General features: G+C 69.5%; 19 protein-coding genes. 6 read left to right on the forward strand and 13 right to left on the reverse strand.

All coding sequences use genetic code 11. The annotated features are described in order from the left end of the window. Nucleotides 1-9: 9 nt before the first annotated feature. From C1M51_RS08940 to C1M51_RS08950, 3 genes are all read right to left on the reverse strand, one after another. The gene (locus tag C1M51_RS08940; RefSeq protein WP_129449194.1) at nt 10-771 is read right to left on the reverse strand and encodes a TSUP family transporter; all 762 of its coding nucleotides are present in this window, start codon (nt 769-771) and stop codon (nt 10-12) included. 305 nt (nt 772-1,076) lie between these two features. Continuing rightward, nucleotides 1,077-2,723 carry a GMC family oxidoreductase gene (locus C1M51_RS08945; protein ID WP_129449196.1) on the reverse strand — a complete coding sequence of 549 codons (1,647 nt, stop codon included), beginning with the start codon at nt 2,721-2,723 and terminating at the stop codon, nt 1,077-1,079. Further along, nucleotides 2,720-3,358 (reverse strand): MarC family protein, encoded by a 639-nt coding sequence (locus tag C1M51_RS08950; RefSeq protein ID WP_036230768.1) that lies wholly within the window; start codon nt 3,356-3,358, stop codon nt 2,720-2,722. Before C1M51_RS08950 ends, C1M51_RS08945 begins: the two co-directional genes overlap by 4 nt. Nucleotides 3,359-3,619: 261 nt before the next feature. On the opposite strand from C1M51_RS08950, the gene C1M51_RS08955 reads away from it, so the two are divergent. Beyond that, nucleotides 3,620-4,105, forward strand: a complete 486-nt coding sequence (locus tag C1M51_RS08955; RefSeq protein ID WP_129449198.1) for an RNA-binding protein — start codon at nt 3,620-3,622, stop codon at nt 4,103-4,105. A gap of 90 nt (nt 4,106-4,195) precedes the next feature. Here the strand turns inward: C1M51_RS08955 and C1M51_RS08960 are convergent, their stop codons facing one another. From C1M51_RS08960 to C1M51_RS08975, 4 genes are read right to left on the reverse strand one after another with little or no spacing between them, the layout of a single operon-like run. After that, on the reverse strand, nt 4,196-4,978 hold the full coding sequence (locus C1M51_RS08960; RefSeq protein WP_129449200.1) for an SDR family oxidoreductase: 783 nt from the start codon (nt 4,976-4,978) through the stop codon (nt 4,196-4,198). Beyond that, on the reverse strand, nt 4,975-5,679 hold the full coding sequence (gene lptC, locus C1M51_RS08965; protein WP_129449202.1) for an LPS export ABC transporter periplasmic protein LptC: 705 nt from the start codon (nt 5,677-5,679) through the stop codon (nt 4,975-4,977). The genes C1M51_RS08960 and lptC overlap by 4 nt, the downstream gene beginning before the upstream one ends. Further along, nucleotides 5,676-6,281, reverse strand: coding sequence for an HAD family hydrolase (locus C1M51_RS08970; protein ID WP_129449204.1), 606 nt, complete (start codon nt 6,279-6,281; stop codon nt 5,676-5,678). The genes lptC and C1M51_RS08970 overlap by 4 nt, the downstream gene beginning before the upstream one ends. Then, nucleotides 6,281-7,240, reverse strand: coding sequence for an SIS domain-containing protein (locus C1M51_RS08975; RefSeq protein ID WP_129452137.1), 960 nt, complete (start codon nt 7,238-7,240; stop codon nt 6,281-6,283). The genes C1M51_RS08970 and C1M51_RS08975 overlap by 1 nt, the downstream gene beginning before the upstream one ends. 169 nt (nt 7,241-7,409) lie before the next feature. Between C1M51_RS08975 and C1M51_RS08980 the strand changes: the two genes are divergently transcribed. From C1M51_RS08980 to C1M51_RS08990, 3 genes are all read left to right on the forward strand, one after another. Continuing rightward, complete coding sequence (locus C1M51_RS08980) at nt 7,410-9,407, forward strand: monovalent cation:proton antiporter family protein (protein WP_129449206.1); 1,998 nt, start codon at nt 7,410-7,412, stop codon at nt 9,405-9,407. A 14-nt stretch (nt 9,408-9,421) separates the two neighbouring features. Continuing rightward, nucleotides 9,422-10,024 (forward strand): histidine phosphatase family protein, encoded by a 603-nt coding sequence (locus C1M51_RS08985; RefSeq protein ID WP_129449207.1) that lies wholly within the window; start codon nt 9,422-9,424, stop codon nt 10,022-10,024. An 81-nt stretch (nt 10,025-10,105) separates the two neighbouring features. Beyond that, on the forward strand, nt 10,106-10,645 hold the full coding sequence (locus C1M51_RS08990) for an adenine phosphoribosyltransferase (protein ID WP_036231995.1): 540 nt from the start codon (nt 10,106-10,108) through the stop codon (nt 10,643-10,645). 93 nt (nt 10,646-10,738) lie between these two features. Here C1M51_RS08990 and C1M51_RS08995 read toward each other — a convergent pair whose 3' ends face one another. From C1M51_RS08995 to rpmH, 6 genes are all read right to left on the reverse strand, one after another. Further along, complete coding sequence (locus tag C1M51_RS08995) at nt 10,739-11,200, reverse strand: cyclic nucleotide-binding domain-containing protein (protein ID WP_036231993.1); 462 nt, start codon at nt 11,198-11,200, stop codon at nt 10,739-10,741. A gap of 105 nt (nt 11,201-11,305) precedes the next feature. Further along, nucleotides 11,306-12,721, reverse strand: coding sequence for a tRNA uridine-5-carboxymethylaminomethyl(34) synthesis GTPase MnmE (gene mnmE, locus C1M51_RS09000; RefSeq protein WP_242500011.1), 1,416 nt, complete (start codon nt 12,719-12,721; stop codon nt 11,306-11,308). A gap of 86 nt (nt 12,722-12,807) precedes the next feature. After that, nucleotides 12,808-14,469 carry a membrane protein insertase YidC gene (gene yidC, locus C1M51_RS09005; protein WP_129449211.1) on the reverse strand — a complete coding sequence of 554 codons (1,662 nt, stop codon included), beginning with the start codon at nt 14,467-14,469 and terminating at the stop codon, nt 12,808-12,810. Further along, nucleotides 14,466-14,831, reverse strand: coding sequence for a membrane protein insertion efficiency factor YidD (yidD, locus tag C1M51_RS09010; RefSeq protein ID WP_129449213.1), 366 nt, complete (start codon nt 14,829-14,831; stop codon nt 14,466-14,468). The genes yidC and yidD overlap by 4 nt, the downstream gene beginning before the upstream one ends. Continuing rightward, entirely contained in the window at nt 14,828-15,262 is a 435-nt protein-coding gene (locus C1M51_RS09015) for a ribonuclease P protein component (RefSeq protein ID WP_129449215.1), read from the reverse strand. Before C1M51_RS09015 ends, yidD begins: the two co-directional genes overlap by 4 nt. A gap of 24 nt (nt 15,263-15,286) precedes the next feature. Further along, the gene (gene rpmH / locus C1M51_RS09020) at nt 15,287-15,421 is read right to left on the reverse strand and encodes a 50S ribosomal protein L34 (protein WP_011831400.1); all 135 of its coding nucleotides are present in this window, start codon (nt 15,419-15,421) and stop codon (nt 15,287-15,289) included. 323 nt (nt 15,422-15,744) lie between these two features. Here rpmH and dnaA point away from each other — a divergent pair, with 323 nt between their 5' ends. Together dnaA and dnaN are read left to right on the forward strand one after the other, a co-directional pair. After that, entirely contained in the window at nt 15,745-17,148 is a 1,404-nt protein-coding gene (gene dnaA / locus C1M51_RS09025) for a chromosomal replication initiator protein DnaA (protein ID WP_129449217.1), read from the forward strand. Between the two features lie 234 nt (nt 17,149-17,382). Continuing rightward, nucleotides 17,383-18,489 (forward strand): DNA polymerase III subunit beta, encoded by a 1,107-nt coding sequence (dnaN, locus tag C1M51_RS09030; RefSeq protein WP_129449219.1) that lies wholly within the window; start codon nt 17,383-17,385, stop codon nt 18,487-18,489. Nucleotides 18,490-18,525 lie beyond the last annotated feature (36 nt).

Below are 18,525 nucleotides of genomic sequence, written 5' to 3' on the forward strand. Positions count from 1 at the left end.
CGGCATGCCTCAGCGGAGGAAGGCGTCGTAGCCCGTCTTCGCGATGAGCAGCGAGACGACGAAGATGAAGACACCGCGCACGAAGCCTGCACCATGCCGCAACGCGAGCCGCGTGCCCAGCAGGCTGCCCGCCACGTTCGCCATCGCCATCACCAGCGCGACATGCCACCACACATGGCCGGTCCAGGCAAAGGCGGCCAGCGCTGACAGGTTGGTCGCCGTGTTCAGCAGCTTGGCGCTCGCGCTGGCGTGCAGGAAGTCGTAGCCCAGCAGGCGCACGAACAGGAACACGAAGAAGCTGCCCGTGCCCGGACCGAAGAAGCCGTCGTAGAAGCCCACCACGGCGCCGATACCGCAGGCCCAGGCCGTCTCGCGGACACCGCGGTGCTGCGGCTCGTGGGTGCGCCCCAGGTCCTTGCGGGCCAGCGTGTACAGCAGCACGCCCAGCAGGATGAAGGGCAGGGCGCGCCGCAGCCCGTCGGCCGACACCTGCATCACCGCCCAGGCCCCCGCAAAGCTGCCGAGCAGCGCCGCGCCGGCGGCCGGGAGCAGCGCCTGCCAGGGCAGCGTGACGCGCCTCGCGTACTGCGCCGTGGCCCAGGCGGTCCCCCACACGGCCGCGCCCTTGTTGGTGCCGAACAGCGTCGCCGGGGCAGCGCCCGGAAACACGCTGAAGAGCGCCGGCACCAGGATCAGTCCGCCTCCGCCGACGATGGCATCGACGAATCCGGCGAACAGCGAGGCAAGCGTGACGGTGGCGAGATCGAGCATGCGGCGGGGTGGCAACGGCGTTGCGCATGATGCCTGGACCCACGCGCAGCCCGACGAAGAAGCGCGCCACAAATAAAAAGAGCGCCGGGGGTACCGGCGCTCTTGGCGCGTGGCGGGTGGGCCCGCGCTGTCGTCTCCTGGATGCTGGCGGTCGTCCACTCCGCCGCAGTCTTCGCTTGTCTCCTCGATCCCCCGCCTGACGGGACGGGCCCGCCGCGAGTGAGCGCACTATAGGGAGACCCTCAGGGCACCGCATCGGGGTTTTCCGCAGCATGTTGGTGCGGCCGCCACGACGCGCCGCGCCCTCAACGCCGGTGGCCGTGATCGGCCCGAATCCACTGGGCCGCCTTCTCCGCAATCATCAGCGTGGGGCTGTTGGTGTTGCCGCTGGTGATCGTCGGCATCACGCTGGCGTCGACCACCCGCAGGCCGGCCACGCCCCGTACCCGCAACTGCGCATCGACGACAGCCTGCGGGTCGTCGTCGCGCCCCATCCGGCAGGTGCCCACCGGGTGAAAGATCGTCGTGCCGATGTCGCCGGCCAGCCGCGCCAGCTCGGCGTCGGTCTGGAACTGCACGCCGGGCTTCACCTCCTCGGGCCGGTACTTGGCCAACGCCGGCTGCGCCGCGATGCGCCGCGTCACCCGCAGGCTGTCGGCAGCCACCTGGCGGTCGGCTTCGGTAGACAGGTAGCGCGGCGCGATGAGCGGCGCGTCCTCGAAGCGCGGGCTGCGGATGCGGATTGCGCCGCGGCTGGTCGGGTTGAGGTTGCAGACGCTCGCCGTGAAGGCGTCGAAGCGATGCAATGGCTCACCGAACGCCTCCAGGCTCAGCGGCTGCACGTGGTACTCGAGGTTGGGCCACGTGTGATCCGGCGACGAGCGGGTGAAGGCACCGAGCTGCGACGGCGCCATGCTCATCGGTCCGCTGCGCTTGAACGCGTATTCCAGGCCGATGCGGGCCCTGCCCCACCACGACGCCGACAGCGTGTTGAGCGTCGGCACGCCCTGCAGCTTGAAGACGGCGCGGATCTGGAGATGGTCTTGCAGGTTCTCGCCGACGCCGGGCAGGTCCTGCGCTACCGCGATGCCGTGCTGCTGCAGCAGCCCCGCCGGCCCCAGGCCCGACAGCTGCAGCAGCTGCGGCGAACCCACCGCACCGGCGCTGAGCAGCACCTCGGCACTGGCCCGGACGGTCTCCGGGCCGTGGGGCGTCTGCACATCGCAGCCGGTGCAGCGCAGCGCGCCATCGGCACCGCGCTCGATCAGCAGGCGCGTCACCTGCACGCCGGTCCACATCTCGAAGTTGGGTCGACCGTAGCAGGTCGGCCGCAGGAAGGCCTTGGCGGTGTTCCAGCGCCAGCCGGCGCGCTGGTTGACCTCGAAATAACCCACACCCTCGTTGTTGCCGCGGTTGAAGTCGGCGTTCGCCGGGATGCCGGCCTGCTGCGCGGCCAACGCGAACGCCTCCAGCACGTCCCAGCGCAGGCGCTGCTTCTCGACGCGCCATTCGCCACCGGCGCCATGCATCTCGTCGGCGCCACCGTGGTGGTCCTCGTGCTGCTTGAAGACCGGCAGGCAGGCGTCCCAGCGCCAGCCGTCGTCGCCGGTCACGCGGGCCCAGTGGTCGTAGTCACGCGACTGGCCGCGCATGTAGATCATGCCGTTGATGCTCGAGCAGCCGCCCAGCACCTTGCCACGCGGGTAGCGCAGCGAACGGCCGTTCAGCCCCGGGTCGGGCTCGGTCTGGTAGAGCCAGTCGGTGCGCGGGTTGCCGATGCAGTGCAGGTAACCGACCGGGATGTGGATCCAGTGGTAGTCATCGCGGCCGCCGGCCTCGAGCAGCAGCACGCGCTTGGCCGGGTCGGCGCTCAGGCGGTTGGCCAGCAGGCATCCGGCCGTGCCGCCGCCGATGATCACGTAGTCGAAGGTGGGGGTGTCGTCGTCGTTCATCGCGGAATCGCCGATGCGAGCACCGGGAACAGTTTGGCCAGCCCTTCGGCCATGATCTCCACCGCCATCGCCGCCAGGATCAGACCCATCAGCCGCGTCATCACGTTGATGCCGGTCTTGCCCAGCACCCGCGCGATGCGGCCCGAGGCCATGAAGGCCAGGTAGACCGCCGCGCCGATCACCACCCCGTAGAGCACCAGCGTGCCCAGCTGCCACCAATGGCGCGTGCGCTCGGCGTAGATGACCATCGTCGAGATGGTGGCCGGGCCGGTCAGCAACGGAATCGTCAGCGGCACGACCGCGATGCTGGCCCCGGCGTCGGCCTTCTGGGCGCCCTCGCTCATGTCTTCCTTGCTGGTGTCGGCCGGCTGGGCGTTGAGCATCTGCAGCGAGCTGATCAGCAGCAGCGTGCCGCCGCCAACCTGGAAAGAGGCGATGCTGATGCCGAAGAACTCGATGATCTTCAGCCCCGCCACCGCGCTGATCGAGATCACGAGGAAGGCGCTGAAGGCGCTCACCCGAATGGTGCGCTGGCGCTGCTGCCGGTTGAAACCGCTGGTGAAGGTGATGAAGAAGGGAATGGCGCCGATCGGGTTGACGATGGCCAGGAGTGCGATCAGGGGTTTCAGATCCATCGCGGGATTCTCAGTCCCCGGCCATTCGCTTGTCGACCGAGGGCGCGTCCGGGCACCGTCCGAAGGGCCGCCAGGCCGCATGTTTGCTCGACTCCGATACAACACTCGGGTGCCCCACTACACCGAAAGTCACCTCTTCCCACATAATGGGCTTTCGTGTTTGGATGCGGCGCCTTCTCTGGATCGGTTCCGGCGGGTTGAGGCTCCACATATTGTTCGGTACCGCTGTACCGGTTTTCAGAGGAAGAAAGGCGCTCTCTCATGGGCAACAAGCTGTATGTGGGCAACCTTGCCTACAGTGTGCGCGACGACGATCTGCAACAGGCGTTCGGCGAATTCGGCGCCGTCACCTCGGCCAAGGTCATGATGGACCGGGACACCGGCCGCTCGAAGGGCTTCGGCTTCGTCGAGATGGGCTCCGATGCCGAGGCCCAGGCGGCCATCGAGGGCATGAACGGTCAGTCCCTGTCCGGTCGCGCGATCGTCGTCAATGAAGCCCGCCCCCGTGAAGAGCGGCCGGGCGGCTTCCGTGGTCCCTACGGCGGCGGCGGTGCCGGCGGCGGTGGGGGCTACGGCGGCGGTGGCCGCAGCGGCGGCGGCGGTGGTGGTGGTTATGGCGGCGGTGGCGGCGGTTATGGCGGCGGCGGCGGTGGTCGCAGCGGCGGTGGCGGCGGTTATGGCGGCGGCGGTCGCAGCGGCGGTGGTGGCGGTTATGGCGGCGGCGGTGGTGGCCGCGGCGGCTACTGAGCCCTCATCGCGCGAGCCGGCCGATGCCGGCCTCCGGGATTCCTCAAAGGCGGTGGCGCTTCGGCCCACCGCCTTTTGTCTTGGCGGGGCCTATTCGCCCTGGCGCTTCTTGCGGCCCCGCCCGACCAGCGCACGGTCCAGCACGGCGTTCGGGAGCAGCCGCATCAGCTTGGCGACGATCCCCATCTGCCAGGGGATCACGCGATAGCTGACGCCGGCCCGGATCGCCGCCACGGCGCGCTCGGCAAAGGCCTCGGGCGTCATCAGGAAGGGCATGCCGTAACGGTTGCCGGCGGTCAGCGGCGTCGCCACGTAGCCGGGCACCAGCGTCACGACGCGGATCCCGAACGCGCGGCACTCACCGCGCAGGCTCTCGCAATAGCTCACCACGCCCGCCTTGCTCGCGCAGTAGGCACCGTGGCCGGGCAGGCCGCGGATCGCCGCGACGCTCGCCACCCCCACCAACGTGCCCGAGCGCCGCTCGCGCATCGGCTTCACGAAGGGCTGGAAGGTGGCGGCCATGCCGAGGTTGTTGGTCTCGAAGGTGGTGCGGATCACTTCCAGGTCCTCGTACTCTGCGGTATCGACACCGATGCTGATGCCGGCGTTGGCCACCACCACGTCGGGCAGGCCCTGGTACTGCAGGCACGCACGGCCGGCCGCGGTGATGCTCGCCACGTCGCGCACGTCGGCCGCGTAGACCGCCCAGCGTTCAGCTGGCCAGCCCCGGGCATGGCACCAGGCCTCGATCTCGTGGGCGCGGCGCGCCACCAGCGCGAGACGGTAGCCGGCCTGCGCGAAGCGGGCCGCCAGGGCCTGGCCGATGCCGCTGGACGCCCCGGTGATGAAGACCAGCGGCGCGGCGGCGCTCACGGCGCCGCCTGCGGCGTGGCGAGCAGCTCGCCGCTCACGCGACCGCTCAGCTGGCCGATGCGGTCGAGGTGGCTGTAGTCGAGGCTGCCGGCGCGCATCTCGCCGCGACCGGTGAACAGCGTCACCGGCAGGTGCGAGCGCACCCGCTCGGTCTCGGTGAACAGCTCGAGGAATTCGCCGCGGATCTCGAGCCGCGCCGACGGACCTTCGCCCGGGCCCGGCTCGCGGATCACACGCGCACCGCCGGTCAGCCGCACCTGGGTCGCATCCCCGTTGCTCAGCGCCCGCTGCGCGCTGCCCAGCGTGACGCGGCCGGTCTCGTCGACCGCCCGCAGGCGCACGCCCTCGACCTCGATCGTGTCGGTGTCCGGGTAGTGCTGCATCACGTCGCCCTCGAGCCGCGAGCGCAGCGCGCCGCTCGGCGTGTAGCTCACGACGGAAAAACCGCGCATGGTGTAGTCCGGCTCGTGCCTCAGCGCCTGGGCCGCCTTGGTGTCGCCCGGCACCGGGGTGTTTTTCACCAGCCACCAGCTCAGCGCCGCCAGCGCGCCCATCAGCAGCACCGGCAGGTAGCGCAGCAGGTGATCGAGCGCGCGCGCGGTCCATGGGCCGCCGACCGCCGCCTCGCGCGCGCCGCCCTGCGGCGCCAGCGGCAGGAGCTCAGCGAACGGAGGCTCGGGGCTGTCGCCGCGATCGGTCATGGCGATGGCCCCGCCACCGTGCCGCCGTCCAGCGTGGTGAGATGTCCCTGCAGCAGGTCGGCGTAGCGCCCGCTCGCCACGAGCATCAGGTCGCAGAACTCGCGCGCGGCGCCGTGGCCACCGGCCGCCGCCGTCACGTGGTCGACCCGCGCGCGCACCTCGGCATGCGCGTTGGACGGCGCCGCCGCGAAGCCGGCCCGCACCAGCAGCGGCAGGTCGGGCCAGTCGTCGCCGATCGCCGCCACCTGGGGCCAGTCCAGGCCCAGCGTCGCGAGCAACGCGGTCGCGGCCGCCAGCTTGTCGTGGGCACCGTAGACCGCGTGCGCAATCCCCAGATCGGCCACGCGCCGCCGCACCGCCGGCGAATCGCGGCCGGTGATCACCAGCGGCGCGATGCCGCCCTGCGCCAGCAGCTTGAGGCCATGGCCGTCGAGCGAGTTGAAGGCCTTGACGGTCTCGCCGTGCTCGCCGATGTACAGCCGCCCGTCGGTCAGCACGCCGTCGACGTCGAAGATCGCCGCACGCAGTCCCTGCGCCTTCAGCAGCAGCGACGGCGCGAACTGCAGCGTCGCCCGGAATTCGCGCCGGCTCTGCTCATCCATCAGATGACCTTCGCGCGCAGCAGGTCGTTGATGTTCAGCGCACCGACCAGCACGCCCTGTGCGTCGACCACGAGCACACTGGTGATGCGGTGCGTCTCCATCAGGTCGGCGGCATCGACGGCCAGTGCGTCGTCGCGCACCGTGCGCGGCGCCGGATGCATCACCTCGGCGGCCGTCAGCGCGCGCAGGTCGCCGCCCTTCTCGATCAGGCGGCGCAAGTCGCCGTCGGTGAAGATGCCCTGCACCCGGCCGGCGTCATCGACGATCGCCGTAGCGCCCAGGCCCTTGGCGCTCATCTCGCGCATCAGGTCGGTGAACGCCGTTGCCGGCTTCACGCTCGGCACCGCGTCGCCGCCGCGCATCACGTCGCGCACGTGCGTCAGCAGCTTGCGCCCCAGCGAACCGCCAGGATGCGAGCGCGCGAAGTCTTCTTCCTTGAAGCCGCGCGCATCGAGCAGCGCCACGGCGAGGGCATCGCCCAGCGCCATCTGCGCGGTGGTGCTGGCCGTCGGTGCCAGGTTCAGCGGGCAGGCCTCCTGTGCGACCGCGCTGTCGAGCACCAGCTCGGCATGACGCGCGAGGTTGGAGTCGGCCCGACCGGTGATCGCGATCAGCATCACGCCCAGCCGCTTGAGCACCGGCAGGATGGCCGCCAGCTCGTCGCTCTCGCCGGAGTTCGAGATCGCCAGCACGATGTCGGACGGGGTCACCATGCCCAGGTCGCCGTGACTCGCCTCGGCAGGGTGTACGAACATCGCCGGCGTGCCGGTCGAGGCCAATGTCGCGGCGATCTTGCGGCCCACGTGGCCGCTCTTACCCATGCCCATCACGACCACGCGGCCGCGGCATTCCAGCATGGCCGCGACCGCCCGCGCGAACGCGTCGGCCATCGGCCCGGCGATGCGCTGCTGCAGCGCGCCCAGCGCCTGCGCCTCGACCGCCAGCGCCTGCGCGCCCATCTCGACGCTGCGCTGCGGGGAATACGAGGAGGAAGAAGAAGCGGAGGGTGGCGTCACAGGGTGCGCCCCGGGCTCGCGCCGCAGGGCCTTGGGTAGCATCGGACGATTCTAGGCGCCGCCCCCCATGCGGGTCGCCGCCCGCGGCACCGATCCTGCAAGCCCCCAACGGATGGCCTCTTCCCTCGAACTCGCCCTGCTCTACCTTGTGGCCGCGGTGCTCAGCGTCGCGGCCTGCCGGTCGCTGAAGCTGCCGCCGATGCTCGGCTACCTGGCCGCCGGCGTGCTGATCGGTCCGAACGCGCTGGCGCTGGCGCGCGACTCCGTCGGCGTGCAGTACCTCGCCGAGTTCGGTGTCGTGTTCCTGATGTTCGTCATCGGGCTGGAGTTCAATCTGCCCAAGCTGCGCAGCATGCGCACGCTGGTGTTCGGCCTCGGGCTGTCGCAGGTATCGCTGACCATCGCGGCCACCGTGGCCGGCAACGCCCTGCTGGCCTGGGTCTTCTCGATGGCCGGCAAGTCCTGGGGGCTGGGCTGGCAGAGCGCGATCGCGCTGGGCGCGGCGCTGGCCATGAGCAGCACCGCCATCGTGGTCAAGATGATGGCCGAGCGCATCGAGCTCGAGACACCGCATGGCCGCCGCGTGATGGGCGTGCTGCTGTTCCAGGATCTGGCCGTGGTGCCGCTGCTGGTGCTGATCCCGGCGCTCGGCGAATCGGCCGGCGACATGACGCGCGCGCTGCTGTTCGCCGGGCTCAAGGCCGCCGTGTTGCTGACACTGCTGCTGGTGGGCGGCCAGCGCGTGATGCGCTGGTGGCTCACGCTGGTGGCCCGCGGGCGCAGCGAGGAGCTGTTCATCCTGAACCTGCTGCTCGTCACGCTGGGCCTGGCCTGGCTGACCGAACACGCCGGCCTGTCGCTGGCTCTCGGCGCCTTCATCGCCGGCATGCTGATCGCCGAGACCGAATACAAGCACCAGGTCGAGACCGACATCCGGCCCTTCCACGACGTGCTGCTCGGGCTGTTCTTCATCACCATCGGCATGAAGCTCGACTGGCGGGCCATCTGGGACCAGTGGATGGTGGTGGCGGCGATGACGGTGCTGCCGGTGCTGTTCAAGTTCGGCCTCGTCACGCTGCTGGCGCGGGTCTTCGGCGCGCCGGCCGGTGTGGCGCTGCGCACCGGCCTCTATCTCGCGCAGGCCGGCGAGTTCGGCTTCGTGCTGCTGGCGCTGGCCACGCAGAGCCAGTTGCTGCCCGAGCGCCTGCAAAGCCCGGTGCTGGCGTCGATGGTGCTGTCGATGCTCGCCACGCCCCTGCTCATCGTCTACAGCAACCGCATCGTGATGCGGCTCGCGGCCAGCGACTGGCTGCTGCAATCGGTGGCGCTGACCAGCATCGCCACCAAGGCGATCCACGCCGAGGCGCACGTGATCATCTGCGGCTACGGTCGCAGCGGCCAGAACCTCGCGCAGCTGCTGAGCACCGAGCAGATCCCCTACGTCGCGCTCGACCTCGACCCCGACCGCGTGCGCCAGGCCGCGGCGGCCGGCCAGAACGTGGTGTTCGGCGACGCGGCGCGGCTGCAGAGCCTGATGGCAGCCGGCCTGGCGCGCGCGACGGCCGTGGTGATCAGCTACCACGACACCCCCTCGGCGCTGAAGATCCTGCGACTGGTGCGCGAACACGCCCCCACGGTGCCGGTCATCGTTCGCACCCTCGACGACAGCGACCTCGAGCCGCTGCAGGCGGCCGGCGCGACCGAGGTGGTACCGGAGGCCATCGAGGGCTCGCTGATGATGGCCTCGCACGTGCTCGCGCTGGTGGGCGTGCCGATGCGGCGCGTGATCCGGCTCGTGCAGGACCAGCGCGACGCGCGCTACGGCCTGCTGCGCGGCTACTTCCACGGCGCCGACGACGACACCGTCGAGGAGCTGCAGCAGCGGCGCCTGCAGAGCGTCACGCTGTCCGAGAGCAGCGCCAGCCTCGGTCGAACGATCGTCGACCAGGCGCTCACCGAACTGCAGGTGCAGGTTGTCTCGCTGCGCCGCGCCCACGGCAACGTGGTGCACCCCGACGATGCCCTGGTACTCGCCGCCGGTGACACGCTGGTGCTGTCGGGCCGACCTGAAACGCTGGCCCGCGCCGAGGCGCGGCTGCTGCGCGGCTGAGCGGCGGGTCCCCCATGCCGTTGTCTCGCCGCGCACTGCTGCTGAACGCCACGCTGGTAAGCACCGTGCCGGCAGCGCTGTGCTTCTCCCGGTCGGCCGCAGGGGTGGAGTCGCTCGACGTGCCCGATCTGGCTCAGGCGCTGCGCGCCGGCGCCGCGGTGGCCGCGTTCCGCCATGCCTACGCCCCCGGCACCTTCGATCCGCCGGGCTTCACGCTCGAGCAGTGTGCGACCCAGCGCAACCTCGACGACGACGGGCGCGCCCAGGCCCGCCGCATCGGTGCGTGGTTTGCGGCACAGGGCCTGCAGCCATCGGCCGTGAAATCGAGCCCGTGGTGCCGCTGCATCGAAACGGCCACGCTCGCGTTCGGCGCGGTCGAACGCTGGGCCGCACTCGGCTCGGTGCGCACAGGAACAGACGCCGCTTCGTCGCAGGTCGCCGCGCTACGGCAGGCGCTCGCGAAGGTGCCCCAGGGCCGTTTCGAGGTGTGGGTCAGCCACCAGTTCACGCTGAGCGCCTTGCTCGGCGAGAGCACCGCATCGGGCGAGGGTCTGGTGCTGCGCGCGGCGCCCGGCGGCGGGCCGCCAGTGCTGCTCGGGCGCTTGCCGCCGGCCTGACATCGCCACTCGCCGGCAGGGCTGCCGATAATGAATGACCGGCATCCCCCAAGCGTTTCAACTCACCGCCACGCCACCCGCATGGACGACCGCAGCCTGATCCGCCAGACCATCCGCACCGTGCCCGACTGGCCGTCGCCGGGCGTGCAGTTCCGCGACATCACGCCGCTGCTGCAGAGCCCGAAGGTGTTCCGCGTGCTGATCGACCAGTTCGTGCACCGCTACTTCGACCTGCGGCCCGATGCGATCGCCGGGCTGGACGCGCGCGGCTTCATCATCGGCTCGGTGCTGGCCTACGAACTCAACATCGGCTTCGTGCCGATCCGCAAGAAGGGCAAGCTGCCCTACACCACTGTCGAGGAAAGCTACGAACTCGAGTACGGCTCGGCCGCGGTGGAGATCCACACCGACGCCGTGAAGGCCGGCGACCGTGTGCTGCTGATCGACGACCTGATCGCCACCGGCGGCACCATGATGGCCGGCAAGCGGCTGCTCGAGCGCCTCGGCGCCACGGTGATCGAGGGCGCGGCGATCGTCGACCTGCCGGAACTCGGCGGCGCCGCCAAGCTGCGCGCCGCCGGCCTGCCGCTGTTCACGCTGGTGTCCTTCGAAGGACATTGAACCGCATCGCGGCAGTGCAGCGCTTGCCGCGCTCGGAAACGCCGAGGGCCGCGAATGCGGCCCTCATCGACATGCTCCGCCGCAGCGAATCGCTTACGTGATCGGCGTCTGCCGCGCGATGTTGCCGCGCATGCGCAGCGCCATCACCGACCCTGCCGCGCGCAGCACCTCCAGAGCGATCACCGGCACGCGGGCGCACAGTTCCTCGAAACGCGGCAGGCGCAGCGCCCACACCACGCTGGCCGTCATCGCCTCGACCGAGGCGGTGCGCTCGCCGTCGGCGAACAGGCCGGGCTCCCCGCACATCGCGCCGGGGCGCAGGATCGCGATCTTGTTGGTCGTGCCACCGGTCGCGTAGACCTGCAGCGACCCCTGACCCAGGAAGTAGAGCGTGCGGTCCTGCTCGCCCTGCTTGAGCAGCAGCTCGCCGGAGCGGATCTCGTGGCGCGTCAGGTACTGCGTGAAGGTGCGCCATTGCTGCGGGTCCAGCCGCGGGCGGAACGCGTCTTCGGCGTTCAGCGACTGGATCACGTGGATCAGTTCGTCGGTGGTCATGGCGTTGTGGATTCGAAGCCTGAGCGTGAACGGATTATCGGCACGTCGGACACGCAAGCCAAACGCGCGCTTCGGGGAGGATCACCATGCGGAACGTGAAGTGCGTCACTTGCCGATGCAGAACCTGCTGAAGATATCTCCCAGCAGCTCGTCCGGCGTGTAGCGGCCGGTGATCGCACCGAGCGCGTCGTGCGCCAGCCGCAGCTCCTCGGCCAGCAGGTCGAGGGCGGCGTCGGCACGGTCCGCCAGCTGCCGCGCGCGCACCAGGTGCTCGGCCGTGGCCTGCAGCGCCTGCAGGTGCCGGGTGCGGGCGATGAACACGCCCTCGCTGCCGGCCTGCCAGCCGGCCAGCTGCAGCAGCCGGCGGCGCAGCGCGTCCAGGCCCTCGCCGGTGCGCGCCGACAGCCGCAGCGCCTGCGGCGCCAACGCGGCAGCGCCAGCCGCGGCCGCGTCGGCCTTGTTGTGCACGTCGAGCACCTGCACGCCGGCCGGCAGGCGTTGTTCGATGTCGCGCTCCGCAGCGTCGTAGGCCGGGTCGCCGGCACGCGTGAGGTCGTGCAGGAAGATCACCGCATCGGCCTCGCCGATCGCGCCCCAGCTGCGCTGCATGCCGATGCGCTCGACCTCGTCGCGCGCATCGTCCTCGGCACGCAGGCCGGCGGTGTCGACCACGTGCAGCGGCACGCCCTCGATCTGGATGGTCTCGGCCACCTTGTCGCGCGTGGTGCCGGCGATCGGCGTCACGATCGCCAGTTCGGCGCCGGCCAGCGCGTTCAGCAGCGAGCTCTTGCCGACGTTGGGCTGCCCGGCCAGCACCACGCGCAGGCCCTCGCGCAGCAGAGCACCCTGCTTCGCCCGCGCCCGCACCGCGTCGAGTGCCTCGGAGATGCGGGCGAGCCGGCCGCGCGCGTCGGCCTTCTCCAGGAAGTCGATCTCCTCCTCGGGGAAATCGAGCGTGGCCTCGACCAGCATGCGCAGCTCGATCAGCCTGTCGCGCAGCGTGTCGACCTGCTCCGAGAACGCGCCGGCCAGCGCCCGGCCGGCCGAGCGGGCCGCGGCCTCGGTGCTGGCGTCGATCAGGTCGGCCACCGCCTCGGCCTGGGCCAGGTCGAGCTTGTCGTTCAAGAAGGCGCGCTCGGTGAACTCGCCGGGCTCGGCCACACGCAGGCCGCGCAGGCGCGGCAGGCCACTGCGCACATCGGGCTGTGCGGCGGCCTCGAGGCAGCGCGCCAGCAGCAGCTGCAGCAACACCGGGCCGCCGTGCGCCTGCAGCTCCAGCACCTCCTCGCCGGTGTAGCTGTGCGGCGCCGGAAAGTGCAGCGCCAGGCCCTGGTCGATGGCCTCGCCCTGCGCATCGAGGAAGGGGCCGTAGTGGGCATGGCGCGGCTGCAGCGCGCGTCCGCACACGGCCTCGATCAGCGCACCGAGGCCGCGCCCCGAGACCCGCACGATGCCCACGGCGCCGCGCCCGGGCGCCGTCGCGATCGCGACGATGGGGTCGTGGTGGCGGGGCAGCAGCATGCGCGCGATTGTCGGCCCGGAATGCAGGACGCCCCGCGAGCGGGGCGTCGTGGCGGGGTGGCCCGGGCGGCCAACGACGACCTTGATCAGTTCACGCCGAGCCGCCGGTTGATCACCCACTGCTGTGCGATCGACAGCAGGTTGTTGGTGATCCAGTACAGCACCAGGCCGGCCGGGAAGAAGAAGAACATCACCGAGAACACCAGCGGCATGATCCACATCATCTTGGCCTGCATCGGATCGGGCGGCGTCGGGTTCAGCCAGGTCTGCAGCAGCGTGGTGCCGGTCATCACGATCGGCAGGATGAACAGCGGGTCGCGCACCGACAGGTCGGTGATCCAGCCCAGCCAGGGCGCGTTGCGCATCTCCACGCTCGACAGCAGCACCCAGTACAGCGCGATGAACACCGGCATCTGCACCAGGATCGGAAGGCAGCCGCCGAGCGGGTTGACCTTCTCCTCCTTGTAGATGCGCATCATCTCCTGCTGCATTTGCTGCGGCTTGTCCTTCAGCCGCTCGCGCATCTCCATGATCTTCGGGTTGATGGCCTTCATCTTCGCCATCGACGCATAGGCCTTCGCATTGAGCCAGTAGAACGCCGCCTTCAGCAGCACCACCAGCGCCACGATCGCCCAGCCCCAGTTGCCGATCAGCTTGTGCAGCTGGTCGAGCAACCAGAACAGCGGCTTCGCGATGATCGTGAACCAGCCGTAGTCCTTCACCAGCTCCAGGCCGGGGGCCAGCATCTCGAGCTTCTTCTCCTCCTGCGGGCCCACGAACAGCACGCTGTCGAACTGCTTGCTTGCGCCCGGGGCGATCTCTCCCAGCGGGAACAGCTGACCCACCGCGTACAGGTTGACATCGATCTTGCGCGTGTAGAACTCGCGCGGCGCCTTGTCGTTGTGCAGCCAGGCCGAGAAGAAGTAGTGCTGCACCATCGCGACCCAGCCGTTGTCGGCCGTCTTGTCGTGCTCGGTGTTGCCCTTCTCGATCGACTTGAAGTCGACCTTGTGGAACTTGCTGGCGTCGGTGTAGACCACCGGGCCGGTGAAGGTGCTGTAGAAGCTCGATTCCCCCGGGGGCGCATTGCCGTCGCGCACCAGCTGCACATAGAGCTGCGGCGAGAGCGCGGCCGCGCCGGTGTTCACCACGTCGTGGCGCACCTGCACCGCGTAGTTGCCGCGCTGCAGGGTCAGCGTCTTCCTCAGCTTCACGCCACCCTGCTCGGGTGACTCGAACACCACCTCCAGCGCGTCCTTGCCGGCGGCCAGGCTGGTCTCGCCGGGGACCAGCGTGTAGGCCGTCAGGTGGTTGGGCAGGTCGGGCGCGCCCACCAGGCCGGTCTGCGCAAGGTAGACGCGCTCCTTCGAGCGGTCGAACAACACCACGTTGCGGGTGCGGTCGTTCTGGTCCACCTGGGTCAGCAGCTCGGCATGCACCACGTCGCCGCCGCGCGCATCGAGCGTGAGCTTCAGCACATCGGTGCTCACGGTCACGGTCGGCGCCGTGGCAGGCGGCGCCACCAGGACCGGCGGTGCACCGCTGCCGGCCGCGGGCGCCACCGCCGTGGCGGACGGCAGCACCGACGAGGCCGGCGGCGTGACGCCGGGCGCACTGGCGGCCGCGACCGGCCGCGGCGCCGGCGCGAACATCGAGGGCTGGCCGGTGTGCTTGTTCCACGCGTCCCACAGCAGGACGAGCGACATCGTGAACACCACCCACAGCAGGGTGCGGCGCATATCGGTCATGACGAGATCTCGCAGGGAGCGCGGGGTGCCGTCGCGGCCACCTCGCTGGGAGAGGAAGGAGAAGAAGACGACTCGGCGACACGGCGACCGGTGAGCCAGCCGGGCGGCCGATCAGGGACCGGGTCGTGGCCCCCGTCACAGCCAGGATGGCAGCGCAGCAGGCGTCGCGTGGTCAGGTAGCTGCCGCCCAGTGCGCCATGGCGTTCCAGCGCCTCGATCGCATAGACGGAGCAAGTGGGTGTAAAGCGGCAGCCGCTGCCGAGCCAGGCACTGAAGAACAGGCGATAACCCTGCACCATCCCGACCAGCAGCCGCTGCGGCAGGCCGGCCAGCCAGGCCGCCGCAACCGGCGCCGCACTCATCGCCGTGCCCCGGATGCGGCCGCGAGGAACAGCGTGGCCAACTCGCCGTGCACCGCGGTGCGCAGAGCGTGCGAGGCGGCACTGGGGAACTGGGCCACCGGGAACGGGCTGCGCAGGCGCAGAACCCAGTCGCCCGCGCGCAACCCGGCCGCGCCACGCTGGAAGGCGTGGCGCCCTTGTCGTTTGATCAGGCTGCGCGTCACGGCGCGGCGCGCATGGCGCTTGGGGATCACCAGGCCGAAACGCAGCGGTTCATCCACAAGTCCGTCGGACGCATTGGTCGCCGGTGTTGACAACTCCCCGGCGGCGCCCTCTTTCGCGGCGGACAGGTGGTGCAGCACGAAGTGTTCGGTCCGGGCACAGGGCCGCTGGGCGAGCACCCGCTCGAAATCGGCAGCGCGCAACCCCGCGGGGGCGGCGGTACGGCTCACGCGTCGCGAGCGGAAGCGGCTGGATCAGAGACCCAGGCGCTTGCGGCCTTTGGCGCGGCGGGCGTTCAGCACCCGACGGCCGCCGCGCGTCTTCATGCGCACGAGGAAACCATGGGTGCGGGCGCGACGGGTCTTCGAAGGTTGGTAGGTGCGTTTCATGTGAGCCTCTGGCCCCTGGACGGGCAATGCGGGGGCATGGGGAACGTCGGCGTGCCGGGGCGCCGGTCTCGCTAAAAGCCCGGGTCCCGGCAATGCTGCAGTGAGCCTGCAGCGGCCCGGGCGCCTTGCCCGACCCAGCCGCGTACCCGATGCGGGGAACCCAGGATTACATCAAAAATCCCCTTTTCGGTCAACGACTTGCACCGAGAACCCTGCCTCCACGGCCGGTTCGTCAGACGCAAAACGACTGTGGATAACCTCTTCCCAGCCGCGCTTCGACCGCTAGAATCGTTCGGCTGAAGAAAGAATTGTCCACAAGAACGATGAGCGCCGACGTCTGGTCTCAAGGCTGCGAACGCCTGGCGACCGAGCTGCCCGAGCAGCAGTTCAACACCTGGATCCGTCCTCTCCCCGCGGCCGAGCTCGTCGATCGCGGGGACACGGCCGTGGCCACGCTGCGGGTGCCCAACCGCTTCAAGCTCGACTGGATCCGCAATCAGTACGCCACGCGCATCGAATCGGTGTTGAGCGACCTGGCGGGCAAGCCGGTGCGTCTGGACCTGCAGCTTGCCGCACGCGAGGCGCCGCCGCGGCCTTCACAGGACGCACCGCGCAGCAACGGCCATCCGCAGGCGGCCGGCCAGTGGCTCGGTGCCCCCTCGTCGTCGAACGCGGGTGCCCACACGCAGGCGAGCGCGCCGACACCGACGCACCGGCTCAACACCGCCCTGACCTTCGACACCCTGGTGCCGGGACGCGCCAACCAGATGGCGCGCACCGCCGCGCTGCACGTGGCCGGCGCACCGGGGGTCATGTACAACCCGCTGTTCATCTACGGCGGCGTGGGCCTGGGCAAGACCCACCTGATCCACGCGGTGGGCAACGCGCTGCTGCGCGACAAGCCCGACGCCCGCATCCTCTACCTGCACGCCGAGCAGTTCATCACCGACGTCGTGAAGAACTACCAGCGCAAGACCTTCGACGAGCTCAAGGCCAAGTACCACTCGCTCGACCTGCTGCTGATCGATGACGTGCAGTTCTTCGCCGGCAAGGAGCGCACCCAGGAGGAGTTCTTCAACGCCTTCGAGGCGCTGCTGGCCAAGCGCGCGCACATCATCATGACCAGCGACACCTACCCCAAGGGGCTGGCCGACATCGACGAGCGCCTCACCTCGCGCTTCGATGCCGGGCTCACGGTGGCGATCGAGCCGCCCGAGCTGGAGATGCGCGTGGCCATCCTGATGAAGAAGTCCGACGTCGAGGGCACGCCGATGCCCGAGGACGTGGCCTTCTTCGTGGCCAAGAACGTGCGCGCCAACGTGCGCGAACTCGAGGGCGCGCTGCGCAAGGTGCTGGCCTATGCGCGCTTCAGCCAGAAGGACATCAACATCGCGCTCGCCCGCGAGGCGCTGAAGGACCTGCTGTCGATCCAGAACCGCCAGGTCGGGGTGGAGAACATCCAGAAGACGGTGGCCGACTTCTACAAGATCAAGGTCGCCGACATGTACTCCAAGAAGCGCCCCGCCAGCATCGCGCGGCCACGCCAGATCGCCATGTACCTCGCCAAGGAACTGACGCAGAAGAGCCTGCCCGAGATCGGCGAGCTGTTCGGTGGTCGTGACCACACCACCGTGCTGCATGCGGTGCGCAAGATCGGCGGCGAGCGCGGCAAGAACACCGAACTGAACCAGCAGCTTCACGTGCTGGAACAGACCCTCAAGGGCTGAAGCATGCGCATGCCGAGGCCGTCAAGTGACAAAGCTGGGGACAACTCCGGAACAAGCAGAGGGTCATCCACAGCCCGAGCCCAGGCACCCGAGTTGTTGTCGGCGGCTCCCGCGCAAACCGAGCCACGGCCCACAGGGTTGAAGCCCAGCTAAGTGATTGCCGGAACAAGCGAAAATGGCCTTGTCCACACGAAGTGCCGGCCCCTACTAAAACGACTACCTGAAGAGGTTTAAATGATTGTCTTGAAGAGCCCGCAGGAAAAATTTCTGGGTGCACTGCAAGCCGTCGCCGGCATCGTCGAACGGCGTCATACCTTGCCGGTGCTGGCCAACGTGCTGATGCGCAAGACCGGCAACACGATCGAGTTCACCACCAGCGACCTCGAGATCCAGGTCCGCACCCAGGCCGAGTTCGACGGCGACGCCGGCAACTTCAGCACCACGGTCGGGGCCCGCAAGCTGATCGACATCCTGCGCACCCTGCCGGCTGACCAGAACGTGACGCTCAGCAGCGCGCAGAACAAGCTCACGCTCACCGGTGGCAAGAGCCGCTTCACGCTGCAGACGTTGCCGGCGGAGGACTTCCCGCTGGTGCAGGAGGCGGCCGATTTCGGTCCGGCCTTCAGCGTGCCGCAGAAGAGCCTGAAGGCGCTGATCGCCCAGGTGCATTTCGCGATGGCGGTGCACGACATCCGCTATTACCTCAACGGCATCCTGTTCGTCGCCGAGGGCAAGAGCCTGACGCTGGTGGCCACCGACGGCCACCGCCTGGCACTGGCCCAGGCCACGCTCGACGTGGAGATGCCCAAGCAGGAAGTCATCCTGCCGCGCAAGACCGTGCTGGAGCTGCAGCGCCTGCTGAAGGACGAAGACACTGCCATCGAGATGCGCTTCGCCGGCAACCAAGCCAAGTTCGCGTTCTCGGGCATGGAGTTCGTGACCAAGCTGGTCGAGGGCAAGTTCCCCGACTACAACCGCGTGATCCCCAAGAACCACAAGAACCACGTCACGCTGGGCCGTGTGCCGCTGCTCGCCAGCCTGCAGCGCGCCGCCATCCTGACCAGCGAGAAGTTCAAGGGCGTGCGCCTGAACTTCGATCCCGGCACGCTGCGCATCGCCTCCAGCAACGCCGAGCAGGAAGAAGCCAAGGAAGAGCTCGAAATCGACTACGGCGGCGACGCCATCGAGATCGGCTTCAACGTCACCTACCTGATGGACGTGCTGGCCAACATGGGCCAGGAGATGGTCACCTTGTCGCTGCAGGACTCCAACAGCTCGGCCCTCGTCACCGTGCCCGAGCAAGGCGGCTTCAAGTACGTGGTGATGCCGATGCGGATCTAGCCCGCAACCCAGCCAACACCAGCACAGCGGGCCGCG

It is taken from the genome of Methylibium sp. Pch-M (genome assembly GCF_004136295.1).
Lineage (GTDB): Bacteria > Pseudomonadota > Gammaproteobacteria > Burkholderiales > Burkholderiaceae_C > Methylibium > Methylibium petroleiphilum.